This window comes from Stenotrophomonas sp. P2112 (genome assembly GCF_041897515.1).
Taxonomy (GTDB): domain Bacteria; phylum Pseudomonadota; class Gammaproteobacteria; order Xanthomonadales; family Xanthomonadaceae; genus Stenotrophomonas; species Stenotrophomonas sepilia.
On sequence record NZ_CP169216.1, the window covers coordinates 1550868 to 1577086 of the forward strand.

General features: G+C 67.2%; 23 protein-coding genes and 4 tRNA genes. 23 read left to right on the forward strand and 4 right to left on the reverse strand.

The features are described 5' to 3' along the window. From ACEPA4_RS07195 to ACEPA4_RS07215, 5 genes are all read left to right on the forward strand, one after another. The gene (locus ACEPA4_RS07195; RefSeq protein WP_065186108.1) at positions 1–1158 is read left to right on the forward strand and encodes a PilW family protein; all 1158 of its coding nucleotides are present in this window, start codon (positions 1–3) and stop codon (positions 1156–1158) included. Positions 1159–1163: 5 nt separating this feature from the next. Continuing rightward, positions 1164–1685, forward strand: coding sequence for a PilX N-terminal domain-containing pilus assembly protein (locus ACEPA4_RS07200; protein ID WP_032954069.1), 522 nt, complete (start codon positions 1164–1166; stop codon positions 1683–1685). A 13-nt stretch (positions 1686–1698) separates the two neighbouring features. Continuing rightward, positions 1699–5466, forward strand: a complete 3768-nt coding sequence (locus ACEPA4_RS07205; RefSeq protein WP_262090863.1) for a pilus assembly protein — start codon at positions 1699–1701, stop codon at positions 5464–5466. A gap of 23 nt (positions 5467–5489) precedes the next feature. Beyond that, a complete protein-coding gene (locus ACEPA4_RS07210) occupies positions 5490–5897 on the forward strand; it encodes a type IV pilin protein (protein WP_005415966.1) in 408 nt (135 codons plus the stop codon). Positions 5898–5944: 47 nt separating this feature from the next. After that, positions 5945–6021: transfer RNA gene (locus ACEPA4_RS07215), tRNA-Asn, on the forward strand. 52 nt (positions 6022–6073) lie between these two features. Here the strand turns inward: ACEPA4_RS07215 and ACEPA4_RS07220 are convergent. Beyond that, positions 6074–6619 carry a GspH/FimT family pseudopilin gene (locus tag ACEPA4_RS07220; protein ID WP_262090862.1) on the reverse strand — a complete coding sequence of 182 codons (546 nt, stop codon included), beginning with the start codon at positions 6617–6619 and terminating at the stop codon, positions 6074–6076. Between the two features lie 128 nt (positions 6620–6747). Here ACEPA4_RS07220 and uvrB point away from each other — a divergent pair, with 128 nt between their 5' ends. The 3 genes from uvrB (at position 6748) to ACEPA4_RS07235 (ending at position 9126) form a co-directional block, all read left to right on the forward strand. Then, positions 6748–8772: an excinuclease ABC subunit UvrB gene (gene uvrB, locus ACEPA4_RS07225; RefSeq protein ID WP_005415968.1), complete on the forward strand. Its 2025-nt coding sequence runs from the start codon at positions 6748–6750 to the stop codon at positions 8770–8772. A gap of 106 nt (positions 8773–8878) precedes the next feature. Beyond that, positions 8879–8953: transfer RNA gene (locus ACEPA4_RS07230), tRNA-Val, on the forward strand. A gap of 98 nt (positions 8954–9051) precedes the next feature. Continuing rightward, positions 9052–9126 (forward strand) — tRNA-Val (locus ACEPA4_RS07235). A gap of 126 nt (positions 9127–9252) precedes the next feature. Here the strand turns inward: ACEPA4_RS07235 and ACEPA4_RS07240 are convergent. After that, entirely contained in the window at positions 9253–9555 is a 303-nt protein-coding gene (locus ACEPA4_RS07240) for a hypothetical protein (RefSeq protein WP_053500528.1), read from the reverse strand. A gap of 182 nt (positions 9556–9737) precedes the next feature. On the opposite strand from ACEPA4_RS07240, the gene ACEPA4_RS07245 reads away from it, so the two are divergent. Continuing rightward, positions 9738–9878, forward strand: a complete 141-nt coding sequence (locus ACEPA4_RS07245) for a hypothetical protein (protein WP_171955946.1) — start codon at positions 9738–9740, stop codon at positions 9876–9878. A gap of 96 nt (positions 9879–9974) precedes the next feature. Here the strand turns inward: ACEPA4_RS07245 and ACEPA4_RS07250 are convergent, their stop codons facing one another. Continuing rightward, positions 9975–10259 (reverse strand): hypothetical protein, encoded by a 285-nt coding sequence (locus ACEPA4_RS07250; RefSeq protein WP_005415971.1) that lies wholly within the window; start codon positions 10257–10259, stop codon positions 9975–9977. 30 nt (positions 10260–10289) lie between these two features. After that, on the reverse strand, positions 10290–11057 hold the full coding sequence (locus tag ACEPA4_RS07255; RefSeq protein WP_005415972.1) for a MipA/OmpV family protein: 768 nt from the start codon (positions 11055–11057) through the stop codon (positions 10290–10292). 145 nt (positions 11058–11202) lie between these two features. Between ACEPA4_RS07255 and ACEPA4_RS07260 the strand changes: the two genes are divergently transcribed. From ACEPA4_RS07260 to ACEPA4_RS07325, 14 genes are all read left to right on the forward strand, one after another. Then, entirely contained in the window at positions 11203–11874 is a 672-nt protein-coding gene (locus tag ACEPA4_RS07260) for a response regulator transcription factor (RefSeq protein WP_005415973.1), read from the forward strand. A gap of 1 nt (position 11875) precedes the next feature. Continuing rightward, a complete protein-coding gene (locus ACEPA4_RS07265) occupies positions 11876–13219 on the forward strand; it encodes a HAMP domain-containing sensor histidine kinase (protein ID WP_262090861.1) in 1344 nt (447 codons plus the stop codon). A gap of 59 nt (positions 13220–13278) precedes the next feature. After that, positions 13279–15678, forward strand: a complete 2400-nt coding sequence (locus tag ACEPA4_RS07270; protein ID WP_065186112.1) for a DNA internalization-related competence protein ComEC/Rec2 — start codon at positions 13279–13281, stop codon at positions 15676–15678. A 3-nt stretch (positions 15679–15681) separates the two neighbouring features. After that, positions 15682–16344 (forward strand): MotA/TolQ/ExbB proton channel family protein, encoded by a 663-nt coding sequence (locus ACEPA4_RS07275; RefSeq protein ID WP_061478482.1) that lies wholly within the window; start codon positions 15682–15684, stop codon positions 16342–16344. Between the two features lie 3 nt (positions 16345–16347). Continuing rightward, the gene (locus tag ACEPA4_RS07280; protein WP_005415977.1) at positions 16348–16770 is read left to right on the forward strand and encodes a biopolymer transporter ExbD; all 423 of its coding nucleotides are present in this window, start codon (positions 16348–16350) and stop codon (positions 16768–16770) included. After that, positions 16767–18515 (forward strand): lipid A export permease/ATP-binding protein MsbA, encoded by a 1749-nt coding sequence (gene msbA / locus ACEPA4_RS07285; RefSeq protein ID WP_049438204.1) that lies wholly within the window; start codon positions 16767–16769, stop codon positions 18513–18515. Before ACEPA4_RS07280 ends, msbA begins: the two co-directional genes overlap by 4 nt. After that, positions 18515–19534, forward strand: coding sequence for a tetraacyldisaccharide 4'-kinase (gene lpxK, locus ACEPA4_RS07290; RefSeq protein WP_065186114.1), 1020 nt, complete (start codon positions 18515–18517; stop codon positions 19532–19534). Before msbA ends, lpxK begins: the two co-directional genes overlap by 1 nt. 75 nt (positions 19535–19609) lie before the next feature. Further along, positions 19610–20383 (forward strand): 3-deoxy-manno-octulosonate cytidylyltransferase, encoded by a 774-nt coding sequence (gene kdsB / locus ACEPA4_RS07295; protein ID WP_053500516.1) that lies wholly within the window; start codon positions 19610–19612, stop codon positions 20381–20383. Further along, positions 20380–20868 carry a low molecular weight protein-tyrosine-phosphatase gene (locus tag ACEPA4_RS07300; protein WP_065177369.1) on the forward strand — a complete coding sequence of 163 codons (489 nt, stop codon included), beginning with the start codon at positions 20380–20382 and terminating at the stop codon, positions 20866–20868. Before kdsB ends, ACEPA4_RS07300 begins: the two co-directional genes overlap by 4 nt. Then, the gene (locus ACEPA4_RS07305; protein ID WP_005415983.1) at positions 20865–22277 is read left to right on the forward strand and encodes an NHL repeat containing protein; all 1413 of its coding nucleotides are present in this window, start codon (positions 20865–20867) and stop codon (positions 22275–22277) included. Before ACEPA4_RS07300 ends, ACEPA4_RS07305 begins: the two co-directional genes overlap by 4 nt. Beyond that, complete coding sequence (gene uvrC, locus ACEPA4_RS07310) at positions 22274–24118, forward strand: excinuclease ABC subunit UvrC (RefSeq protein ID WP_005415984.1); 1845 nt, start codon at positions 22274–22276, stop codon at positions 24116–24118. Before ACEPA4_RS07305 ends, uvrC begins: the two co-directional genes overlap by 4 nt. An 18-nt stretch (positions 24119–24136) precedes the next feature. Further along, complete coding sequence (pgsA, locus tag ACEPA4_RS07315; protein ID WP_005412825.1) at positions 24137–24763, forward strand: CDP-diacylglycerol--glycerol-3-phosphate 3-phosphatidyltransferase; 627 nt, start codon at positions 24137–24139, stop codon at positions 24761–24763. Positions 24764–24861: 98 nt separating this feature from the next. Further along, positions 24862–24937, forward strand: a tRNA-Gly gene (locus tag ACEPA4_RS07320). A 138-nt stretch (positions 24938–25075) separates the two neighbouring features. Then, the gene (locus ACEPA4_RS07325; protein ID WP_262090860.1) at positions 25076–26182 is read left to right on the forward strand and encodes an NAD(P)/FAD-dependent oxidoreductase; all 1107 of its coding nucleotides are present in this window, start codon (positions 25076–25078) and stop codon (positions 26180–26182) included. Positions 26183–26219: the final 37 nt, after the last annotated feature.

The following is a 26219-nucleotide window of genomic DNA, read 5'->3' on the forward strand; positions in this document are numbered from 1 at the left end:
ATGAGTCCAATTTCGCGCACCCGAGGCCTGTCGCTGATCGAACTGATGATCGCCATGGTCATCGGCCTGGTCCTGATGCTGGGCGTCACCCAGATCTTCATCGCCTCGCGTGCGGCATCGCGCCTGTCCGAAGGTGCGGCCCGTACCCAGGAGAACGCGCGCTTCGCGCTGGACTTCCTGCAGCGCGACCTGCGCATGGCCGGCCACTTCGGCTGCGTCAACGACCAGGCCCATGTGGTCAAGAACACCGGCGATGTCGGTTATCACCTGGGCATCAGCTCGGGCAGTGGCGACCCGCAGGATTTCTCGGTTCCGGTGCAGGGGTATGAGGCAGCAGGTACGGCGCCGGGCGCCACCCTGACCCTGGGCCGCGCGTGGAGCGCGGCGCAGTCGGTGCCGAAGAGCATCGCCAACCTCAAGCCGGCGCCACTGCCGGGCAGCGACATCCTGGTGCTGCGCCTGATGAGTCCGGAAGGGGCCGTGGTGACCGGCATCTCCGTGGCCGCGGGCGCGACCACGCTGACCGTCTCCAGTGATGGCATGGCCCGTCTGAAGGCCAACGCCGCAGGTGCGCCGACGGTCTTTGGCATAGCCGACTGCACCCGTGCCGACGTGTTCCCGGCCACCATCAGCGGTTCGACGGTGAAGGTGGACAAGGTCGACCTGAGCAACTATTCGATCAACAACGCGATGACCATGCTGTATCGCGCCGATGGCATGGCGTACTACATCGCGACCAATCCCAATGGCGAGCCGGCGCTTTACCGGGCACGCGCGAATGGCGCCGGCGGCTACGCCGATGGCGAGGAGCTGGTGGAAGGCATCGAGAACATGCAGTTCCTGTACGGACTGGATGCCACCCCGGATATCGCCCTGCCCACGCCGCCGACCGGTCGCATCGTCGACCAGCGCGTGGCCAGTGCGGTCAGCACCGGTACCGATGCCACCGCCGCAGGGCAGTGGCGCCGCGTCGGCATGGTGCAGGTCGGCCTGCTGGCGCGCAGCCCGCAGCGTGCGTCGGCCGAGGCGCCGGGCAGCGCGGCCACCTATCCGGCCATCCTCGGGGTGGGCTTTGCCCCGGCCAATCCTTACGACCAGCGCCATCGGGGCGCCTATGAAGCGTCCGTTGCGCTGCGCAACCGCTTGTTCGGGAACTGACGACCATGCGCACTCATCCTTCCTCCCGACGCCGTCCCTTCGTTGCCCAGGCACGACAGCAGGGTGCCGTTCTCTACGTCGCGCTGATCATGCTGGTGCTGCTGGCCCTGCTGGGCGTCATCGGCATGCAGGTGGCCGGCATGCAGGAGCGCATGGCGGCCGGCTACCGGGCGACCAACATGGCGTTCCAGAACGCCGAAGGCGCGGCACGCAGCGCCGAGAACGCGGTGGAGAACATCGCCAATCGCAAGGATGCCGGTGCCAATCCGGCCGTAGCGTCCGCCGACATCAGCCAGCAGTGCGATGACGGCTTCGATCCGTCGGCCTGGGTCGCGAAAACCAAGCTGGGCAGCAAGCCGGCCATCTATGTCCGTGAGATCCAGGGTTGCATCCAGGGGGAGGGTGCGCTGGACATGGGCAAGTCGGTGGAGAAGCCAACGCCGGTCTACCAGATCACGACCTATGCCGGTGATACCACCAGTGATGCGACGTCGCGTGCGGCGATCGATACCGTATTCAAGCTGTGAGGGTGGGGAACCCATGAACACTCGCAACCGCAGGATCCTGGCAGGCGTTGGCCTTGCCGTGTTGGCCGCTGGCGGCTATCTGGCGCATACCTTGTTTGCCGCACAGGCGCAGGGCGTGCTGGCACAGGAGCCGATGAACGTGCAGACCCGCGCGACACCGGCGTTCATCATGGCGGTGGACGATTCGGGTTCGATGAACTTCGAGCGCATGTTCCCCGGCGGTGACGGCCGCATGCGCTGGAACAGCAACACCAACAGCTTCTTCAACAACGACGGAAGCTTCTTCAGCGTGGGCTCGGCGTGTGCCAACAACTCGGTGGACTGTTACCTCTACCTTTACCCGCACGCGGAATTCAACAAGGAATATTCACCGGGCCGGGCCATTCCGCCGTTGGACATCTACGGTTTCGCGCGTTCGCATGTCTACAACGCCAGTTACTTCAATCCGGCAGTGACCTACCGGCCGTGGACCAATGCCGACGGCACGCTGTGGCCGAATGCCTCGATCACCCAGACCCGCGCCGATCCCCGGTCCGGGCAGCGCGGCTACAATGCCGTGTACAACATGACCGTCAATCGCGCCGAGACGTCGGAGAAGTTCCAGTTCGTCAGCGGCATGCGGATTCCCGACCTGTCCGGCACCGGCAATGAATACTATGTCGACAACTGGTGGGATGGCGGGTGGAAGACCGCTGCGATCAGCAACACCGGCAATACCACATACGCGATCAGCTACTTCCCGGCCACCTTCTACCTGCCGGCCGCAGCGCCTGCACCGGACGGATACAAGACCGACGACGCCAGTCGCCCGGTGATCAAGGGTGCCTGTGGTCCGGGCTGCGACATGCGCCGCTACCAGATCAAGCCGGGCAACTACTCGAGCCCGGCCGCCTACAACGCCGCGATCCAGAATTTTGCCAACTGGTTCCAGTACCACCGCAACCGCGTGCTGGCGATCGTCGGTTCGTCGACTGCGGCGCTGGTGAGCGTCGATACGATGCGCGTGGGCTACTTCACCATCAACAAGCTCAGCAACGCGACCATGTATGACATGGTCACCAATCGTGCCGATCTCTACAAGCAGATCTACACGCTCACCGGCAATGGCGGCACGCCCAACCGCCGCGCGGTTGAATATCTGGTCGACCAGTTCCGTCGTACCGATGCCGACGCCCCCGTGCAGCTGGCCTGCCAGCGCAATGGCGGCATGCTGTTCACCGACGGCTACACCAACTCCGGCAATGCACCCAACGGATCGTTCGGTGATGCGGACTCGGTGAATTCCACGCACCTGCCGTCCATTCCGTTCGCCGATGGCTACAGCAATACCATCGCCGACATCGCGGCGGCGGCCTATGCCGGCGCCCGCACACCCCTACGCACCGGCACCAGCTTCCCGGCCGGCCAGGTGCCGGTCAGTGACAAGTGCAGTTCGCTGGACAAGAGCAGCCCGGACTGGAAGCGCCTGGACTGCCAGACCGACCTGCACATGAACTTCTACGGCGTGACCCTGGGCGCGCAGGGCAAGATCTATGGCGTCAACCAGGCAGCGACCGACGATCCCTACAAGAACCCGCCGAACTGGGCTGGCAACGGCAACCCGCTGAATGTCGACGACGGTACGGTCATCGATGAACTGTGGCACGCGGCCGTCAACAGCCGTGGCGAGTTCATCAATGCGCAGACGCCGGCCGACGTCACCGAGGCCATGCGCCGGGTACTGTCCTCGATCACCGGTGGTGCGTCGCCTTCAGGCACGATCGGTATCAGTGGTGCACGCATCGGTACCGGCTCGTTGGCGGTCACCCCGCGTTATGACATCACCAACAGCGGCACTGATTGGTCGAGCAAGCTGACCGCGTCCAGCGTCAAGGTCAACGCCAACCAGGTGGCCGAGCTCACCGAGGTATGGGAAGCCTCCAGCCGCCTGACATCGTCCGGCCGCCGGATCGTCGCCAACAAGCTGGGTTCGCCCGTGGATTTCAACAGCGCCCGCATCAGCCTGCAGGACCTGTGCAGCAAGCCTGACGGCAAGTACGCGACGATGCTGGTGTGCTCCACCGACAAGCTGACGGCGATCAAGGCTGATCTGGCCAGCGCGATCAACTATCTCAGTGCCGACAGCTCGACCGAAGTCCGCAACGGTGGCAAGTATCGTGACCGCACCACGCCGCTGGGTGACATCGTCAATTCGGCGCCGGTGGTGAGCTCGCCGCTGGACGACTACGGTTACCGCCAGTTGGGTGGCACCTACGCAAAGAGCTATACGGACTACCTGGCCACCAAGGCCAAGTCGCAGCGGTACATGGTCTATGTCGGCGCCAATGATGGCATGCTGCACGCCTTCGACGGCGGCATGAAGGCCGATGCCAAGCAGGACGGCACCGGTGGCACGGAGAGCTTTGCCTACATCCCGGCCACCGCGCTGGGCCACATGGCCAACCTGCTGTTCCCCTACAAATCCGACACGGCCGACCAGACCTTCCGTCATCGTTACTACGTCGATGGTCCGGTGACGGTGTCCGATACGTTCAACGGCACCGCCTGGCAGACCAGCCTGGTAGGCACCACGGGTGCGGGTGGCCGTTCGGTGTTCGCGCTGAACGTCACCACGCCGGGCAGCTTCGGCACCGGCAACGTGCTGTGGGAAATCAGTGACATCAATTCGTCGCTGCGGGATGAGGTGCGCAACAACATCGGTTTCGTGCTGGGCAAGCCGGTGATCGTGCCGGTGAAGAGTGGCACCGGCGTGGCCTGGAAGGCGATCTTCGGTAATGGCTACGGCAGCGCCAACGGCAAGGCGGTGTTGTTCGTGGTCGATATGGCCAGTGGCGACATCCGGATGATCGAAGCCGTCGAGGGTACCTCGGGCGCTGGCATCTCCGGTGACAACGGATTGGGCAATGTGGTCGTTGTCGATCGTTGGACCGGTACCAACCAGGATGCGCGCGGTCGTGATGGCCTGGCCGACACCGTCTATGCCGCCGATCAGCGTGGCGCCGTGTGGAAGTTCGACCTGACCAGCAGTGCGAATACCACGTTGACCGTGCCGATGTTCACCAGCCAGGTTGCCCAGGACTCCTCCAACAGGACCTACCGTCAGCCGATCACCGGTGGCATGACCGCCGCGACCGGTCCTTCGGGCGGCGTGATGCTTTACTTCGGCACCGGCAGCTTCTCCTTCACCAGCGACAAGGATGACAAGTCGCAGCAGGCGCTGTACGCCGTGAACGATCTGTCGGGCAAGACGGTGACCTCGACGGTGACCGCTGCCAACCTGGTACCGTACACGGCCGCGGCCGCCGCTGCAGGCGTTGATGAGCGCAAGATCACCGCGGGTGCGGCGCCGGCCAACGCCCGCGGCTGGATGATCCAGCTGCCTGCCGGCAACGGTGAACGCGCAGTAGGTAACCCGATCCTGGTCAGTGGCATTGTCTTCATGCCGACCTATGTACCCAACATGGAAACGGTTGGTTGTTCGACCAGTGGTTCGAACTGGCTGTTCGGGTTGTCGTCGATCAGCGGCCTGCCGATGCTGGAGAACGTCCGTTATGGCTCGCCGACCGGCAGCCGACCCGCCTCCGGCACCGCGGCCATTGCATTGAAGACAGGAGGAACCGCGCCGGTGCGTGACGTTTCGCTGTCGGTGTTGCCACGTCCGACGGACAACAAGGCACCGCCCGGTGGCAGCTCCTGCTGGATGGCGGTGGGTGCTGCGGGCAGCCAGTCGCTGTATCTGCCTTACCCGTGCGGTCGCCAGTCCTGGCGCCAGCTCCAGTAACCCAAGTGCGAGGATCCACGCCCATGTTGCACACTCCCATGCCTCGCCGCGCGGCTGGCTTCACGCTCATTGAATTGATGATCGTGGTGATCGTCATCGGCATCCTGGCGGCGATCGCCATTCCGTCTTACCAGGAGTACGTGCGCCGATCGCATCGCGCCGTGGTGAAGGCGGACCTGGCCGAGTATGCGCAGCGTGCGGAGCGCTACCACACCAGCAACAACTCCTACACCGGCTACGCACTGCCGACCAAGGTGTCGCCGCGTGATGGAGGGACTGCGCGCTACAACCTGGATTACAAGGGAGACGGCACCAGCTTCACCATCACCGCCACCCCGCAGGGCACGCAGGCCAAGGACAGCTGTGGCAAGTTGAGCGTGGACCAGGCCAACCGCAAGACGGCCGACGGTGGCGTTGCCAGCTGCTGGTGAAACAGATGTTGATCTTCCTGTAATCGACCAGTACAATGCGCCTCCCCGCCCGAATAGCTCAGCCGGTTAGAGCACTTGACTGTTAATCAGGGGGTCGTTGGTTCGAGTCCAACTTCGGGCGCCAGATACTGCAGAAGCCGCGAGAAATCGCGGCTTCTGCTTTTCTGCGCAGGCATTCAGCAGGGTGTATCGCGGTTCACGCGCTCACTCCGGGCGCGGCCGCCATTGTTGACGATCAATGCGCCATGCAGCTGGTTGCCCGCGCAGATGCGCAGGGTCAGGTTGGCCCCCGGGCTGCGTCCATCTGCCTGGAAGAACAGCAGCGGACGCCCGCTGCTGGCCTGGGCAAGGATCGAGACGTCCGAGCGCCCGGTGTGGTGGCTCAGGATCGCCTCCGGCGAGGCAGGCTCCCCGCGCTGGTCGCCGCTGCGGTAGATGATCCAGCCGGCGCTCCAGTCGTCACTGCAGTGCCGGCCGTCGACACTGGCGCAGAGGCCGATCAGCTCCCGTCTGCGCACGGCCTCGCTGCGTGCGCCGGACAGGCTGGCATGCAGGGTCAGTTGCAGTGCATCGGCGCGTTGCCGCAGCAGCAGGGGCTGCAGCGCCGGCCAGGACGCGGCCAGCAGCACCGCCAGCACAGTGATGACCACCAGCAGTTCGGTCAGGTGCACGCCCCGCGCAGAGCGGGGGCCGAGCAGGCAGGGGGCTTGGGCAGTGCGCATGCATCCAGCCTCCGCGCCCGGCTGTGCGGCCGCCATCGGGAATCCCCGTAGCGGTCTGCCCGGAGACCCCTCAGCCGGCCGTCACCCCTCGCCCCGTATACTGACCCTTCCCGGGAACTGGCAACACCATGAGCGACAGTTTTGAACTTGTCTCGCCGTATTCGCCGGCGGGCGACCAGCCCAACGCCATCGCGAAGCTGACCAGCAACTTCGAGGCCGGCATCGCCAAGCAGACCCTGCTGGGCGTGACCGGCTCGGGCAAGACTTACACCATCGCCAACGTCATCCAGAACGTTCAGAAGCCGACGCTGATCATGGCACCGAACAAGACGCTGGCGGCGCAGCTGTATGGCGAGTTCAAGGCGTTCTTCCCGCACAATGCGGTGGAGTACTTCGTCAGTTATTACGACTACTACCAGCCCGAAGCCTACGTGCCGTCGTCGGACACCTTCATCGAGAAGGACAGTTCGATCAACGAACACATCGAGCAGATGCGGCTGGCCGCGACCAAGACTCTGCTGTCGCGCCCGGACGCGATCGTGGTGGCCACGGTGTCCGCGATCTATGGCCTGGGTGCGCCGGAAGACTACCTTTCACTGCGCCTGATCCTGTCAAAGGGCGAGCGCATCGACCAGCGCGACCTGATCAACCACCTGACCCAGCTGCAGTACACGCGCAATGAGTACGAGCTGCAGCGCGGTACCTTCCGCGTGCGCGGCGAAGTGATCGACGTGTTCCCGGCCGAGTCGGACAGCGAAGCACTGCGCCTCGAACTGTTCGATGGCGAGGTCGAGAAGATCACCCTGTTCGATCCGCTCACCGGCGAGACGCTGCGCAACATGCAGCGCTTCACGGTTTACCCGAAGACCCACTATGCGACCACGCGCGAGCGCGTGCTGGCGGCGATCGAGACGATCAAGGTAGAGCTGAAGGAGCGGCTGGAGCAGCTCTACGCGCAGAACAAGCTGGTGGAGGCGCAGCGCCTGGCGCAGCGCACGCAGTTCGACCTGGAAATGATGGCCGAGGTCGGTTACTGCAACGGCATCGAGAACTACTCGCGGCACCTGACCGGCAAGAATGCCGGCGAGCCGCCACCGACCCTGTTCGACTACCTGCCGCCGGATGCGCTGCTGGTGATCGACGAATCGCATGTGACCATTCCGCAGATCGGCGCCATGTTCAAGGGTGACCGCTCGCGCAAGGAAACCCTGGTTGAGTTCGGTTTCCGCCTGCCGTCGGCGCTGGACAACCGCCCGCTGCGCTTCGAGGAATGGGAGGAGCGCTGCCCGCGCAGCATCTACGTGTCGGCCACGCCCGGGCCCTATGAACTGCGTGAAGCCGGTGACGAGATCACCGAACTGGTGGTGCGCCCAACCGGCCTGATCGACCCGGTGGTGGAGATCAGGCCGGTCGGTACCCAGGTCGACGACCTGATGAGCGAGGCCAACGCGCGCATCAAGGCGGGCGACCGCGTGCTGGTCACCACGCTGACCAAGCGCATGGCTGAAAACCTCACCGAGTACCTCACCGAACACGGTATCCGCGTGCGCTACCTGCACTCGGACGTGGATACGGTCGAGCGCGTGGAGATCATCCGCGACCTGCGCCTGGGCAAGTTCGACGTGCTGGTCGGCATCAACCTGCTGCGTGAAGGCCTGGACATGCCCGAGGTATCGCTGGTGGCGATCCTCGATGCCGACAAGGAAGGCTTCCTGCGCTCCACCGGCTCGCTGATCCAGACCATCGGCCGCGCCGCACGCAACGTGCGCGGCAAGGCGATCCTGTACGCCGACAAGATCACCCGCTCGATGCAGGCGGCGATCGATGAGACCGACCGGCGCCGTGCCAAGCAGGTCGAGTACAACGAAGAACATGGCATCGTGCCGCGCTCGGTGGCGCGCCCGATCGTCGATGTCCTCGAAGGCGCGCGTTCGGATGCCGCCGAGAAGGAAGCCAAGAAGGGTAAGGGCAAGGGCCGGGCGAGTGTGGCCGAAGAAGCGGCCGACTATCGTTCGCTGTCTCCGGCGCAGCTGGCGACCCGTCTCAAGGCGCTGGAACAACAGATGTACCAGCACGCCAAGGACCTCGAATTCGAGGATGCCGCACGGGTGCGTGACCAGATCCGGCAGCTGAAGGAAGCCAGCCTGGGCTGAACGTGGCAGTGCAGCATCATCTTCACAAAAGTGTTGCGCTTCACGGCCCGCATCCGTAATATACGCGGCCTGCACCGACGCAATCGCGGAAATGCAGAAGCAATACGGGCGGTTAGCTCAGCGGTAGAGCACTACCTTGACATGGTAGGGGTCACAGGTTCGAACCCTGTACCGCCCACCACGAAGTCCTCGGAAGAGGGCTGTCGTGAACTGCAAAGCCCGGCCCTGGCGCCGGGTTTTTACGTAACAAGGCCAGCCTTCGGGCGGCAAGAACAAGATGGGCGGTTAGCTCAGCGGTAGAGCACTACCTTGACATGGTAGGGGTCACAGGTTCGAACCCTGTACCGCCCACCACCTGCTCCCGGCGTTGCCGGTGAAGTGGTGGAAACGATGAAAGCCGGCCCCGGGGCCGGCTTTTTTCGTTCCGGGGAGCCTGGCGTTCCCGCGAAGCTGCATCCGTGCCGGTTCAGTGGCATGAAATCAGTGGGTAATGCTGATCGAACGCTGGATGCGCCACTGGCCGTCGACGCGTTCCCACAGCTGCGCCACACCTACCCGGGCCAGCGCAGGATGAGGGCTGGCGCCAGTGTCGTCTGTCGATTGCTGGCTGCCCAGCCGCAGCACGCGGTCCTGGCGCAGGTGATAGAGCTGAAGGGGCTGCGCTTCATGCATGGCCTGCCGATCCTCGGTGCGCAGGATCTGGCTGCGCAGGGCATCCTCGGTGGGCCCGCAGCCGTCGCCGAACAGGCTGGAGAACAGCAGGATCAGGGCAAGCATCGGCATGGCACGGTGCTCCAGCGGGAAAGTGCGTGCAGGCTGGCATGGTCGGCCGGGCACCGCAGCCGGCCTGCGACGAAGGCGGGGATTGGGCCGCCAAAGGCAGGCAGATGGCGATGAATCCGGGCCGCGCAGGCGTAGACTCGGCGCAACTGCGCAACTGCGCAATTACTGCAAGGAACTGCCGCATGAGTGATCACGTCCCGGTGTCCAGGCCCAATCCGCTCATGGAACGCCTGTTCGGCGGCAACATGCTGGAAGGCACGTTCAAGGCAGTGATCTGGGTCGCAATCCTGAGCGCGCTGCTGGCGTGGACCACGCTGCGCTGAACGACGCTGCCGCGCCGGGCCTGCCGGGTGGCGGGACCTGCTGACCCGATGACTCCCGCTGCCACCGGTGCGGCGGCAGTGCCTGTGCGGGTGCTGTCAGGCGCTGAAGGCCTGGCGCAGGCTGCGCAGGGTGGCCTGACGATGTTCCCTGGCCGTTGGCTCGCCCATCTCCAGCTCCTGCAGGCGCAGTCCGACCAGAGTCATCGACAACGCATAGCCGCGTGCCGCGTCGGCAACGCGTGACAGGCCCACTGCACGGCGGGCCAGTGCATTCACATGTTCAAGGTCGGGCATCAGTCCCAGATAGGCGCGTTCTGCGCTGTCCAGGTCCGGTGCACGCAGGATCGCGTGAGCGTCTGCGGTGGGGAAGACGGAGGCCATGGGGTCCTTGTCCGTAGCGGGGGCGCTCGTTCAGAACGAGCGCATCAGGGAAATGAAGGCCGAGGTCTGCGTGCCGCGTCGTGCCATCGGGCTGTCCTTCACTGCGTCGCCGAACCACTGGTTGGCCACCACGCCGGTCGCGCGCCACTTCATGCCCAGTGGCGTGCTGACCGCGATCTGCAGACTCGGTGAGGTGGCACTACCCGGACGGTAGCTGGCAAGGCCTGAGCGCAGTGCCTCTTCGTCACTGATGCCGTAGTAGTAGTCGAGCAGCCGTGCACTGGAATGCACGACACCCACCCGCGGCACCCAGGTGAAGCGGCCTGCCTGGATCGGATGGCTGTAATGCAGGCGCGACTCGATACCACCGCCATGGCCGGTCACGTCCCGCATCACGCTGGCCTCGACCATGCCCCAGTCGGCACTGTACTCACCGTTGATGCCCGCCATGGCCGACATCTGCCGGCTGTGCAGGCGGCGCAGCTGAGCATCATTCACGTCGCCGGTCTTGAAGCGCAGGGTGTAGGGCGTGACCGCCGCCGACAGCCGCCACCCCTGATCCTTGTAGAGGTACATGCCAAGTGAGCCGGGGCTGGCGAAGAAGCGCTCGCCCTGCCAGGCGATGGCCGGTACCACCAGCGGTTTGACGTCATAGTGCGCGTACGCACCGGAGGTCGCGCCAGCGCTGATACCGGCCTGCACGCCGGGGTTCTGCCCGGCAGCATGGGCGAGCAACGGCACGCCGAGGGCCGTGGTGAGCAGTAGCGGGCGCAGCAGGTGCGGGGACAGCGACGGCATCGATCAGCCACGTTGCAGGGGATGGCTGCGCATGGTGACGGGGCAACATTGTCAGAACATTGCGCCCGCGCGTTCGGCATGCATGGGCGCAAAATCACGGCGCCAGGCACTATGATCGGCAGCGTTTCCGGTTGACGAGTCCCTGATGCGCATCCTCCTGGTCGAAGACGATCCTGATCTGTCCCGCGCCCTGCAATCGGGCCTGGAGCGGCAGGGCGTGGTCGCCGATGTGGTCGGCAGCCTGGCCGAGGCCGCGCTCGCCTTGCGCGAACCGGTGCACCAGCTGCTGCTGCTCGATCGCCAGCTGCCCGATGGCGATGGCGCCGGATTCGTCGCGACGGCGCGTGCGCTGCGGCCGAACCTGGCGGTGATCATGCTCACCGCCAAGGGGACGCTGTCGGACAAGGTCGAAGGCCTGGACGTCGGTGCCGATGACTATCTGGTCAAGCCGGTGGCGATCGAGGAACTGATGGCACGCATCCGCGCGGTATCGCGCAGGCCTTCGGCGATGGTGACGCCGAGCCTGCGGCTGGGGCGGCTCGAGTTCGATTTCGAATCGCTGCAGGCACAGGTGGAGGGCCAGCCCCTGGCATTGCCACGTCGGCAGGTGCTGGTGCTGCAGGCGTTGGCGATGCGGCAGGGCCGCACGGTGACCCGCAGTGCCCTGGAGGCTGCAGTGTACGGGTTCGATGATGAGATCCAGTCCAATGCGCTCGATGCGCATATCTCCAAGCTGCGCAAAGCGCTGCAGCAGGCCGGGGCGGGGGTGGAGATCCACGTGATCCGCGGCGTCGGCTACCTGCTGGCGGAGGCCTGAGATGGCCCGTCCGATCCGTTCGATCACCCTTGGCCTGGCTTGGCGCCTGTTCCTGGCACAGGCCTTCACCGTACTGTTCGCGGTGGTCGCGTTGATCCTGACCTGGGGTGACAAGGACTCCTGGGGCATGGACATGTTCGTTGCCGAGGCGGTGGCCAAGGCGGTGCACAGCGAAGGCGGGCACCTGGTGCTGGACCAGGCGCGCTGGGACAAGCTCGATGCCAACGCCGGGGGGAATCTCTGGTTCGCCGCGGTGGATGACAAGGGCATGTGGCTCGAGCGCGGCACCATCCCGGCCATCCACGCGCCGATGCTCGCGCGGCTGCCGACCGTGGGCGCCACGGAACTGGGCTCGCTGGTGCCCCCCTACCTGGACGTGGCGCGGGTGATGATCCGCAACGAGGACGGGCGCCGCATCACCGTGATGGTCGGTGGCGCGCCCAAGGGCGGGCTGCTGGATGGCGCGCTGATGGTGCTGCGCCTGATCGGCCTGTGGTTCTTCCTGCCACTGATCGTGGTCACTCTGCTTGTGATGCCGACCGTGATCCACCGTGCCATGCGCGGCGTGCGCCGTTCTGCGCAGCAGGCCAAGGAACTGGATATCGGCCAGCCCGGTGCGCGGCTGGATGCGCGGCTGGTCTCCACGGAAGTGGCGCCGCTGGTGGAAGCCTTCAACGATGCCATCGACAAGGTGCAGCAGGGCTATGCAGCGCGCGACAAGTTCCTCGCCGACGCGGCGCACGAATTGCGCGTGCCGATCGCCGTGGTGCAGGCGAGACTGTCTCAGCTGCCGCAGGGCGAGCTGAAGTCGCAGTTGCTGACCGACGTGGCGCGGCTGGGCAATGTTGCCGAGCACCTGCTCGATCTGCAGCGCCTTGACCGCAATGTCGGCGCATTGCAGCGGCTGGACCTGGCCCTGCTGGTGCGTGAGGCAGCCGCGGACCTGGCGCCGTTGGTGGTGGGTGCCGGCTATGGATTCGAAGTGGACGCGCCGGAAGCGCCGGTGTGGATCCACGGCGACAGTCTGGCGCTGGGGCGGGTGATTGCCAACCTGGTGCACAACGCGATCGTGCATGGTGGTGGCCGTGGCACCATCTGCGTGCGGTTGGATGCGCGCGGCTTGCTGGAGGTCAGCGATCAGGGTGCGGGCATTCCAGTGAGCGACCGCGAGGCGATCTTCGAGCCGTTCCATCGCCTGCGCGCGGCGGGCAGCGGCAGTGGCCTGGGCCTGCACCTGGTGAAGGAGATCGTGCAGCACCACGGTGGCTCGGTCAGTGTCGGTGAGGCTGCGGGAGGCGGCGCAAGCTTCCGGGTCAATTTCCATCGCGGTAGCGTCCGGCGCTGACGCGTTTGCGGGGCAAGTCCCGATAGGCAAGCTGCCGCCGGTAGCGGCAGGCTGGACCCATGGCCGTCCAGCTTTCCCCGTCTCCCTTGCTGGGCAGTGGCGCCGCTGCGGCGCTGACACTGGGGGCGCTGGCCTGCGTGCAGCTGCCGCGGCTGCCGCCGCTGTGGGTCAGCACGGTGATGATCGTGCTTGGCATGGCGGGGTGGGGCCTGCGTTGGCGGGGGCGCCTGCCCGCGGTCGTGCTGCTGGGCGCCGGATGGACGGCGATGCATGGGCACTGGGCAATGCAGGAACAGCTGCCGCCAGGCCAGCCAGCACGGGATGTGGTGGTCAGTGGACGGGTCATCGATCTGCCGGACCATGGAGCCGCGCACACCCGCTTCCTGCTGCAGGTCAGCGAGAGCAGCGAACTGCCATCGCTGCGCGGCAAGCGCCTGCAGGTCACCTGGAACGATGCCTGGCGTGCCGCTGACGCCACCGACGCCGGGCGTGGGCGCCATCAGGTCCTGGCCGGCGCGCAGTGGCATCTGGCCTTGCGCGTGCGGGCGCCGCGTTCGCGGATCAATCCCGGTGGTTTCGACGGTGAACGCCATGCGCTGCTGCGCGGCGTGTCCGGCAACGGCACGGTGCGGGCGCCGGCCAGCGCGTGCGAGCTTCAGGCCGCGCATGGCCTGCCGGCATGGCGTGAACGCACCAGCGCCGCCATCGCCGTGCAGGTGGCCCATCCAGCTGCGCGCTTCGTGCAGGCGCTTGCCCTGGGCGATACGCGTGGCCTGTCCGACGCCGATTGGGATCAGTTGCGGGCGCTGGGCCTGACCCATCTGGTGGCCATTTCCGGGTTCCATGTCGGGGTGGTGGCGGGACTGGGGGCGTTGCTGTGCCGAGGGCTGTGGTGGCTGTGTCCGCTGCTGGCCCGGCATTGGCCACGCCCCCAGGCGGCGGCCTGCGCTGCGGCCCTGTCCGCAGCGGGCTATGCGGTGCTGGCTGGCGGTGAATTGCCGACCGTGCGCACCGCACTGATGATCGGGCTGGTGGCGCTGGCGCGTAGCGGGCGGCGCCCACTGGGTCTCGTGCAGGGGCTTGCCCTGGCGGCGCTGGCGCTGCTGCTGCCGGCGCCCCTGTCAGTGCTGTCCGCGGGCTTCTGGCTCAGCTTCGGCGGCGTCCTGTGGCTGGTCTGGTGCCTGCCGCAGGGACGTCCGCGTGGGGTGGTCGCCAACCTGCGCGGGTTCCTGGCCGCACAAGGGGTGGCCAGCGTCGGCCTGTTGCCGCTGGGCATCGCCTTGTTCGGTGGCACCGCCTGGCTGGGGCCGCTGGTGAACCTCCCGGTCATCCCTTGGTGGACATTGCTGGTGGTGCCCTTGTCACTGCTGGGCACCGCCCTGCAGGTGCTGCATGACGGCGCCGGGTGCTGGGCGTGGCGTGCAGCGGCGTGGTTGTTCGAAACCAGCTGGCAGGCCCTGCAGCCACTGGCGGCGCATCCACAGGCGATGTGGTGGTTGGCCGAGGCACCGGCCTGGGCAGTGCCGGCGGCGCTGCTGGGCGTGTTCTGGTGGCTGCTGCCACGTGGTGCCGGGGGCGGGCTGGCTGGCCTCCTGCTGTGCCTGCCGCTGCTGTGGCCATTGCGCGAGCGGCCGGCCGAGGGGGAGCTGGAGCTGCTGGTACACGACGTCGGGCAGGGCACGGCGGTGTTGCTGCGCACCGCGCGGCATGCGCTCTGGTACGACGTGGGACCGCCGATCGGGGGTGAGGGCAGTGAGCGGGTCCTGGTTCCGTCATTGCGCGCGCTGGGGCAGGCACGGCCCGACCGCGTGCTGATCAGTCACGACGATCTCGATCATGCCGGCAACCTGCCGAGCCTGCGCCTTCAGTTGCCGGAGCTGCCCCTGTTGGCGCCGCCGGGCAGCGCGATCGCCGGGGCCGGGCGCTGCCAGCGCGGCCTGCGCTGGCGCTGGGACGGCGTCGACTTCCAGGTGCTGCACCCCGATGCCGGCAGCCAGCGGGCTGGAAACGAGGACAGCTGCGTGCTGCGCGTGGCCAGCGCGCATGGTGGGGTCCTGTTGCCCGGGGACATCGGCCGCCCGGCCGAACAGGCGCTGCTGCGGGCGTCTCCGGCGGCGCTGAAGGCGGATGTGGTGCTGGTGCCGCACCATGGCAGCGGCGGCAGCTCCAGCGCGCCCTGGGTGGCGGCGGTGTCAGCCCGGCTGGCGCTGGTTTCGGCAGGGCACCAGAACCGCTTCGGCCACCCGCGCCGGGACGTGGTCCGGCGCTGGCAGGCGCAGGGAGCCGAGGTGGTGTCCACTGCGGAGTCCGGGGCGATCCGCGTATGGCTTGGCGCACAAGGGCTGCAGCTGCGTGAACAGCGTATCCATGCATCCCGGTGGTGGGATGCCGCTGGGCGGGCGCGGTCGGCTGTTATCCTATCGCCGATCAAACAAGCGGCCGTTGGGCCGGAGGGTTGAAACGTGTGGGAACTGGTCAAGGCCGGTGGCTGGCCGATGGTGCCGCTGCTGCTGTTGGGCGTACTGGCTTTGGCGATCATCCTGGAGCGTTTCTGGTCCCTGCGGCGGACTGAAGTGCTGCCGCCCGGCCTCGGCCAGGAAGTGCGCAACTGGGCCGCACGCGGCAAGCTTGACCCGGCGCACCTGCAGACCCTGCGTGCCAACTCGCCGCTGGGGGCATTGCTGGCGGCCGCGCTGGAAGCCCGCAATCGTCCGCGCGACCAGATCCGCGAGCGCATCGAGGACACCGGCCGCCACCTGGTGCACCGCATGGAACGTTTCCTCAACGCGCTGGGCACCATTGCCTCGGCCGGCCCGCTGCTGGGCCTGCTGGGCACCGTGATCGGCATGATCCAGATGTTCCTGGGCATCCTCGACCATGGGGTGGGCGACGTGAACCAGCTGGCCGGCGGTATCGGCAAGGCGCTGGTGTGCACCGCCACGGGCATGATCGTGGCCATTCCGGCACTGATGTTCCATCGCTACTTCAAGGGCCGCATCCACGGCTACGTGGTGGAAATGGAGCAGGAAGCCAGTGCCCTGCTGGACACGCTCGACGGTCGCCCCGGGGTGATGAACCCGGTCGCGCCGGCGCGACCGGCCAACGCCGCTGCGGCGAAGGCCTGATCGATGCGTATCGGCAATGACCGCTCCCAGGATGAACCGCATATCGATCTGGTCCCGCTGATCGACGTCATCCTGGTGCTGATCATCTTCTTCGTGGTCACCACCACTTTCGATGCGCGCTCGACGCTGCAGGTGCAGCTGCCTACCGCCAGCCAGCAGCCCAACAACGAGCCGCCGCGTTCGCTCAGCGTGCTGATCAACGCCGAAGGCCGTTATTTCATCAATGACCAGGAAGTGCTGCGCAGCGACGTCGAGTCGGTCAAGCAGACCATCGCGTCCGTGGCCGGCAGTGACCGCAGCCAGCCCGTACTGCTGCGCGCCGACGCACGCACTCCCTACCAGGCCGTGGTGACTGCGCAGGACGCGCTCGGTCAACTCGGTTTCCGTCGTATCGCCATTGCAACTGCGCCAGAGGTGCGTCCATGAGTTCCCATCACGCGCCGGTGTGGCCGATCTACAAACGTCTGCTGGGCTACACCCGCACCTACTGGGTGTTCATGGTGGGCGCGGTCATCGCCATGGTGGTCGAGGCCCTGGCCGGCTACCACTTCACCAAGCTGATGGAGCCGCTGGTCAACGAAGGTTTCGTCGACCCGCAGCCGCGCGCGGCCGTGGTGCTGCCGCTCACCATCCTCGGCCTGTTCCTGATGCGCAGCGTGGCCACCTGGGTCAGTGACTACACGCTGGCCAAGACCGGTCGCAGCGTGGTCCGCGACCTGCGCGAGCAGGTGCTGCAGAAGTACCTGCACCTGCCGTCGTCGCACTTCGATACCGAAGCGACGCCGGTGATGGTCAGCCGCCTGAACTTCGATACCGAGCAGGTCACCCAGGCCAGCGCCGACGCGCTGAAGACCGTGGTGGCCGATACCCTCACCATCGTCGCGATGCTGGCGGTGATGCTGCAGATGAGTGTCAAGGTCACGCTGGCGATGCTGCTGGTGGTGCCGCTGATCGGTGGCATCGTGTCCTACGTGGGCAAGCGCTACCGGCGCATCAGCCGTGGCATCCAGGACGGCATGGGCACCATGGCGCAGACTGCCGAGCAGTCGCTGGCCGCGCAGCAGGAAGTGAAGGTGCACGGCACCCAGCAGCATGAGATCTCGCGCTACTCGCGCCTGGCCAACCGCATGCTGGCGCTGAACATGAAGGTCGAGGTCACCCGCGCCGCCGCCTCCAGCGTGGTGCAGTTCCTGGCCGCACTGGCGCTGGCGGTGATCGTCTGGGTGTCGACCCGCGAAGCCCTGGCCGGCCGGCTCAATGCCGGCCAGTTCATGGGCCTGATGACATCGATGATGGCCATCATTCCATCGCTGCGCCGCCTGACCAGCGTACAGACCTCGATTTCGCGCGGTGTGTCCGCTGCCGAGCGCCTGTTCGGCATCCTCGACATGCCAGTGGAGCGCGACCAGGGGCAGAGACGCGTGCAGCGCGTGCGGGGCGAACTGGCGTTCGACCACGTCATGCTGCGTTACCGCGAGGACAGCGGCATCGCCCTGGACGACATCAGCTTCGTTGCCAGGCCAGGCACGGTGACGGCCATTGTCGGCCGTTCCGGCAGTGGCAAGACCAGCCTGATCCGGCTGGTGCCACGCTTCTACGAGCCCAGCGGCGGTGTCATCACCCTCGACGGCGTGGCACTGGACGACTACCCGCTGGCCGACCTGCGCCGGCAGGTGGCAATGGTCGGGCAGAAGGTCATGCTGTTCGATGACACCATCGCTGCCAACATCGCCTATGGCATGGAAGCGACCGACGAGCAGATCCGCGCGGCGGCCGAAGCCGCCAACGCGTGGGAGTTCATCGCACGCATGCCGCAGCAGCTGCAGACCCCGGTGGGCGAGAACGGCGCGCTGCTGTCCGGTGGCCAGCGCCAGCGCCTGGCCATTGCCCGCGCGATCCTGCGCGACGCCCCGATCCTGATCCTCGACGAAGCCACTGCGGCGCTGGACAACGAATCCGAGCGCCTGGTGCAGGACGCGCTGCAGCGCCTGATGCCCGAACGCACCACGCTGGTCATTGCGCACCGGCTGTCGACCATCGAGCATGCCGACCAGGTACTGGTCATGGATCATGGCCGCATCGTTGAACGCGGCACGCACAAGGAGCTGCTCGAACTGGGCGGCCTGTACCAGCATCTGCACAGCATGCAGTTCCGCGAAAGGCAGGACTGATGGCCGGCAAGGGCACCCAGACCCCGCCGTACTGGTATGACGGCACCCCGGTTCCGTGGGCGATGCGCCTGCTGGCGCCGCTGTACGCAGGTGTCACCGCACTGCGCCGGCGCGCCTATCGGCGTGGCTGGCGCAAGCGCCACTCGCTGCCGGTGCCGGTCATCGTGGTCGGCAACATCACCGCCGGTGGTACCGGCAAGACGCCGCTGACGATTGCCCTGGTCGAGCGCCTGCGCGCGGCCGGCTGGAAGCCGGGCGTGGCCAGCCGCGGCTATGGTCGCGAAGACGCCGACAAGCCGCTGTGGGTGCAGGCCGATACGCCAACCGCGAAGGGCGGTGACGAACCGGTGCTGATCGCCTGGAAGACCGGCGTGCCGGTGCGCGTGGACCGTGACCGTGTCGCCGCCGGCAAGGCGCTGATCGAGGCCGGCTGCGATGTAATCGTCTGCGACGACGGTTTGCAGCACTACCGGCTGGCGCGCGACATCGAGATCGAACTGGTCGATGCCCAGCGTCGCTATGGCAATGGCCGGATGATCCCGGCCGGGCCGTTGCGCGAGCCGGTCAGCCGCGCGAGCGAGTGCGATTTCCGCGTGGTCAACCTCGGCCAGGCCGATGAGGAGACCGCGGCACAGGCCTGTGGCTTCGGCCAGTGGCCAATGTCCCTGCACATCGACAGTGCGCAGCCGCTGGCCGGTGGCCGCGCGCGCCCGCTGGCGTACTTCAAGGGCCAGCGGGTGCACGCGGTGGCCGGCATCGCCCATCCACAGCGCTTCTTCGACATGCTGCGCGCGCGCGGGATCGGCGTGGTGCCGCATGCGTTCGCCGACCACCAGGCCTACCAGCCGCAGGACCTGTCCTTCGGCAGCCAGTTGCCGGTACTGATGACCGAAAAGGATGCGGTGAAATGCCGGGCGTTCGGCAACGACTGGCACTACGCGGTTCCGCTGCGCGCCGAGTTGCCCGCCGCGTTCTGGGTGGCGTTGACCGATCGCCTGGACAAGCTGCGACCGAACTGAGTGGCGCGGCGGCGCTTGCATTCACGCGCCGCTGGCCGCATTCCCGTTGTAACGAGCCTGCCGAGAACCGCCCGCATGACCGAATTCGTCGTCGCCATTCCGGCCCGCTTTGCCGCCTCGCGGCTGCCGGGCAAGCCGCTGCGCCCGCTGGGCGGTGAGCCGCTGGTGCTGCATGTGGCGCGCCGCGCGCTGCAGGCCGGTGCCCGCGAGGTCTGGGTGGCGACCGACGACCAACGCATTTCCGATGCGCTGTCCGGGTTGGCCGAGGTGAAGGTGGCGATGACCGCGACCACGCATGCCTCGGGCACCGATCGCCTGGCCGAGTGCGCACGCATTGCCGGCTGGGCCGATGACACGGTGGTGGTCAACCTGCAGGGCGACGAACCGTTCGCGCCGGCGACCGGCATCCGCGCGGTGGCCGATGCGCTGGTCGCTGGCACTGCGCCGATGTCGACTCTCGCCACGACCGTCGAGGACGCGCACACCCTGTTCGACCCGAACGTCGTGAAGCTGGTGCGCAACGTGCGCAACGAGGCGATGTACTTCAGCCGCGCGCCGATCGCCTGGCACCGCGACGGCTTCGCACGCAGCCGCGACACGCTGCCGGACGGCCATCACTGGCTGCGCCACATCGGCATCTATGGCTATCGCGCCGGCTTCCTGCAGCAGTTCGCGGCGATGCCGCCGGGCCAGCTGGAGCAGGTCGAATCGCTGGAGCAGCTGCGCGTGCTGGAAGCGGGCTACCCGATCAGCGTGGCGATCTCGCCCGAGCCGTTCCCACCGGGCATCGATACGCCCGAGGACCTGGAGCGCGCCGAGGGGCTGCTGCAGGCGATGGCCGCGCGATGAGGCTGCTGGTCGTCTGCCTCGGCAACATCTGCCGTTCGCCGATGGCCGAAGGCGCGCTGCGCGCACGCCTGGATGCCTCGCCGCTGGCCGGGCGGGTGCAGGTCGATTCGGCCGGCACGGGCGACTGGCACGTGGGCGAGCCGCCGGACCGCCGCGCGATCGCCTGCGCGGCCGGGCACGGCGTGGACATCGGCGGCCTGCGCGCACGCCAGCTGCAGGCCGTGGATTTCGAACGTTTCGACTGGATCCTGTGTGCCGACGAGGCCAACCTGCGTGATGCCGGGCGCCTGGCGACGGCGGCCCAGCGTGAACGGCTGGCGTTGTATCTGCCCTGGTCCGGCGGGCAGGGGCGGGTAGCCATCCCTGATCCCTACACCGGCGGCAGCGATCATTTCGAACAGGTCTGGTCGCTGGTCGACGATGCTGCAAAACGTGCGGTGGCACGACTGTTGCATGACGCCGACTCCGGCATAATCAGGTCATGAACGTCCAGCCCGTCCCGGACCTGCCCGAATTCGCCACCTGGCTCAATGCCACCCCCTGCACCCTGACCGAACTGCGCGGCCGGCCGGTCGCGCTGCTGTTCGTCAATGCGGCCTCCGCCTGGAGTGCGCAACGCCTGGCCGAGTTCGGCCAATGGCTGTCGCGCCACCCGGGCAAGCTGCAGCCGCTGGTGCTGCAGGTGCCGCGTTTTGATTTCGAACGCGATGCCACGGCCGCACTGAAGCTGCTGCGCCGTCAGGGCCTGACCATGCCCGTGCTGCTCGATGCCGACTGGGATGGCTGGCGCCGCTTCGGCGTCACCGCCTGGCCGACCATGGTGCTGCTGGACGCGCAGGGCCGTGAACAGCAACGGCTGGTCGGGCAGGGCGCGCCCGGTGAACTGGAGCGCGCCTTGAACGCGCTGTGCCAGGGCGCACCTTCGGCGCCGCCGCGTGGCGGCAGCGAACTGCATCCGGAACCGCGCCAGGCCCTGCGCTTCCCGCAGGGGCTGGCGGTCAGCACCGAACGTCTGTACATCGCCGACAGCGGTCATCACCGCATTCTCGAATGCAGCCATGGCGGCCGCATCCTGCGTCAGTTCGGCCTCGGCACCGCCGATTTCATGGATGGCAATCTCGCCGAAGCGGCGTTCCACCGCCCGCAGGCGCTGGTGCTGGAGCGCGATTCGCTGTACGTCGCCGATACCGGCAACCATGCCGTGCGCCGCATCAATCTGCTGACCGGCATCGTCGACACGCTGTGCGGCAACGGGCGACCCGGCGCGCCGGTGGAGGGCCCGGTGGCGCAGGCGCGGCAGGTCTCGCTGGACCATCCGGTTGGCCTGGCCATCGCCGACAACCAGCTGCACATCGCAATGGCCGGCGACAACCGCATCTGGAGCTACCACCTGGGCCAGCGCAGCCTGCAATGGCGCGCCGGCAGTGGTTCCATCGACGAGCGTGATGGCAGTGGCCATCTGGCTGCCTTCGCGCAACCGACCGCGCTGGCCGTGGTGCAGCAGGTGCTGTACGTCGCCGATGCGTTGGGATCCTCGATCCGTGCACTGCAACTGCGTGGTGACCTGGTGCAGACACTGGTCGGGCAGGGGCCGTGGCGCTTCGGCAGTGAAGACGGCCCGCGCGCGCAGGCCAGCCTGCAGTTCCCGCAGGCGATCGCACTGGGCGCGGACGCCCCGCTGCTGTGGATCGCCGACACCGGCAACGGTCGCCTGCGCACGCTGCGCCTGGGCGGCGGTGAACTGACCACCCAGCCGCTGCCGCGCCGCCTGCACGGCCCGGCTGGCCTGGCCGTGGGCGCAGGTGCGGTGTGGATCGCCGAGACCGACGCCCATGCCGTGCTGCGATTCGACCCCGACAGCGGCGTGCTCAGCGAAGTCCCGATCAGCGAATGACCGACGTTCCCGCCCCGGCCTTCAACGGCAAGGCCTTCGCGGCCCAGCTCAGCACCGCCCCCGGCGTGTACCGCATGTACGCGGCCGACGACACCCTGCTGTACGTGGGCAAGGCGCGCGCGCTGCGCAACCGCGTCGGCAGCTATTTCAACGGCAGCCCGAAGAACGCGCGGATCATGTCGATGATCTCGCAGATCACGCGCATGGACGTGACCGTGACGCGCTCGGAAGCCGAGGCGTTGCTGCTGGAGAATCAGCTGATCAAGTCGCTGTCGCCGCGCTACAACGTCTCGCTGCGCGACGACAAGACCTACCCGCATGTGCTGCTGACCCGCGAGGACTGGCCGCGCATCGCCCTGCATCGGGGCCCGCGCGCCATTCCCGGCCGCTATTTCGGGCCGTATCCGGGCGTGACCGCAGTGCGCGAAACGCTGAACCTGATGCACAAGCTGTTCAAGCTGCGCAGTTGCGAGGACAGCGTGTTCCGCAACCGCTCGCGGCCGTGCCTGCAATACCAGATCGGCCGCTGCAGCGCGCCCTGCGTGGAGCTGGTGCCGGCCGCGGACTACGCCGAATCGGTGCGCCGTGCTGCGCTGTTCCTGGAAGGCAAGAGCGACGAGCTGACCCGCGAGCTGGGCGAGCAGATGCAGGCCGCCAGCGAGGCCCTGGAGTTCGAGCAGGCCGCGCGCCTGCGCGACCTGATTTCCTCGCTGCGCAGCATGCAGACGCGCCAGTACGTGGACGGCCGCGCCGCCGACCTGGACGTGCTGGCGGTGGCCATGCAGGGTTCGCAGGCCTGCGTGCTGCTGCTGGCTTTCCGCGATGGCCGTAACCTCGGCACCCGCCCGTTCTTCCCGCGCACCAACGGCGAGGAGAGTCCGGAGGAAGTGCTGGCCGCGTTCGTCTCGCAGTACTACATCGAATTCGAGCCGCCGCGCGAGATCCTGCTGGATCGCGAGATTCCCGATGCCGACCTGCTGGTTGCGGCGCTGTCGGCCTCGGCCGAGCGCAAGGTGCAGCTGAAGTGGAACGTGCGCGGCGAGCGCGCCGGCTATGTGGAGCTGGCCAGCCGCAACGCGCAGCTGACCCTGGCCACTGAACTCAACAGCCGCAATGCGCAGCATGCGCGCAGCGATGCACTGCGCGAGATGCTGGGCCTGGCCGAGCCGGTCAAGCGGGTCGAGTGCTTCGATATCAGCCATACGCTGGGCGAGGCCACTGTGGCCTCGTGCGTGGTGTTCGACGCCGCCGGTCCGGTGCGCGCGCAGTACCGCCGTTTCAACATCAGCGGCATCGAGCCGGGCGACGACTATGCCGCCATGCGCCAGGCCATCGACCGCCGTTTCCGCCGCGCGGTGGAAGAGCAGGGCGTGCTGCCGGATGTGCTGCTGATCGACGGCGGCGCCGGCCAGCTGGCACAGGCCCAGGCCGCGCTGGCCGACCTGGGCGTGGAAGGCGTGCTGCTGGTGGGTGTGGCCAAGGGCGTGGAGCGCCGCGCCGGCCATGAAGCGCTGGTGATGCCCGACGGTCGCGAGCTGCGCCCCGGCGCGGCCAACCCGGCGCTGCAGTTCATCCAGCAGGTGCGCGACGAGGCGCACCGCTTTGCCATCACCGGCCACAGGGGGCGCCGCCAGAAGGCGCGGATGACCAGCAAGCTGGAGGATATCCCCGGCATCGGGCCGCGCCGCCGCGCCAGCCTGCTCAAGCATTTCGGCGGTCTTGTGGGCCTGAAAGCCGCTGGCGAAGCGGAAATCGCCAAGGTGGAAGGCATCAATGACGCCCTCGCGGCACGTATCTACGCTAACCTGCACGGGTTGGCCACGCCTGATGCGGCCGAGTAGAGAGAGAAGCACGCAAGCATGAAGTTGACCCTGCCCACCTGGCTGACGTTGTTGCGGATCGTAATGATCCCGGTGCTGGTGCTGGTGTTCTACCTGCCCTACACCTGGACCAACTTCGCTTCGGCGGCGATCTTCGGCCTGGCCGCGATCACCGACTGGCTCGACGGCTGGATCGCACGCCGTTACCAGCTGGAGTCGGCCTTCGGCGCGTTCCTCGACCCGGTCGCGGACAAGCTGATGGTGGCAGTAGCGCTGTTCCTGATCGTGCAGGGCCATCCGACGCCGTGGATGGCATTCTGGGCGGCGGTGATCGTCGGCCGCGAGATCGCGGTATCGGCGCTGCGAGAGTGGATGGCCGAGCTGGGCCAGCGCGCCAAGGTGCGCGTGGCGATGATCGGCAAGATCAAGACCACCGCGCAGATGGTCGCGCTGCTGTGCCTGCTGTATTCGGTGGCGCCGAACGTGCCGGTGGAAGACATCTGGATGGGCTGGCCGGTGTTCCACATCGGCGACTGGACCCTGGCGATTGCCGCGGTGCTGACCCTGTGGTCGGGCCTGCAGTACCTGCACGCCGCTTGGCCGAGCCTGCGCGATGACGAGCGCGCCGCGCGCGAGCGTGCACGGCAGAAGAAGCTGGGCAACTGAGCCCCGGGGTCGGATCCCTTTCCGCAGGAAAGGGCTCCTGGCAGACCCGAAAAAGCGCTTGACGCCATCCTTGGAATAGGTAAAATTTCGCCTCCCAAGCGGGAATAGCTCAGTTGGTAGAGCGCAACCTTGCCAAGGTTGAGGTCGCGAGTTCGAGTCTCGTTTCCCGCTCCAGATTCAAGAAGAACGCTCCCGACAGGGGGCGTTTTTCGTTTGCCTGGCGCCTGCTTCATCCCCACTTCACCGCCACTCCTTCGCCTCGCCACGCGCCAGTTCGAAGCTGCATCTGTGTTCCTCCAGAACGATGCAGCCATGCCCCAAACTCCTTCCGCCTACGACCATGATGTGGTCATCGTCGGCGCCAGTTTCGCCGGTGCCGCCTGCGCATTGGCCGCTGCCCAGTACGGGCTGCGCGTCTGCGTGGTGGAACGCAAGGCCGACCCCGGCGGGCGGCTGCACACCACCGGCATCGTGGTGAAGGAAGCGATGGAGCAGACCTGGCTGGGGCGCATGCCCGAACATCTGGTGCAGCGGGTCGCAAACGTGCGCCTGTATGCGCCGAACCTGCGCAGCGTGTTGCTGGCCGCACCGGGTTACTACTTCCTCACCACCGATACGCCGAACCTGATGCGCTGGCTGGCCAGCGAACTGCACACGAACGGCGTCGACCTGCGCCTGCAGCAGTCCTTCACCGACGCCCGTCGCCGCGGTGACGGCTGGCAGGTGGAAGGGGCAGGGAGCTGCGCCTATCTGGTTGGCGCCGATGGCGCGCGCTCACGCGTGGCCTGGCGCACCGGCCTCGGCCAGGTACGTGACAACCTCTACGGCGTAGAACGTGAGTTCGCCGGTCAGCAGGTGGCGCAGGGCGATGCGCTGCATTGCTTCGTCAGCAAGCGCTACGCCCCGGGCTACATCGGCTGGGTCGCCCAGAATCCGAGCGGTCTGCAGGTCGGGTTGGCGCTGCGTCACGATCCGCAACGGGTGCGGCCGCCGGACATTGAGGGTTTCCTCGACCACGTGCGCGGTGTGGTCAACATTCCGCCTTCGGCGCGCCCCTCGGCCACCCGCGCCGGCCTGGTGCCCTGCGGCCGACCGGATGGTCCGATCACTGGCCACCGGCTGATCCTGACCGGCGACGCGGCGGGCATCGTCTCGCCGCTCTCCGCCGGAGGTATCCACTCCTCGTGGCGGCATGGCTGGGCGGTCGGCGAGGCGATTGCCCGCCATCTGCGTGGGCAAGGGCCGGAAGCGGAACGGGTGGCGCAGCAGGTGGCGCCGGCGTTCCATGGAAAGCGCCTGCTGCGCTGGGCGATGGATCATCTGCAGGTGGACTGGCCGTTCAACGCGCTGCTGCATACGTCCGCCACGAGGCGCATCGCCGAGCAGATCTATTTCCATCGTCGTGGCGTACGCGCGTGAAGGGTGCCGGCAGGCGTGCCTGGGCGCCGTCCCTCGC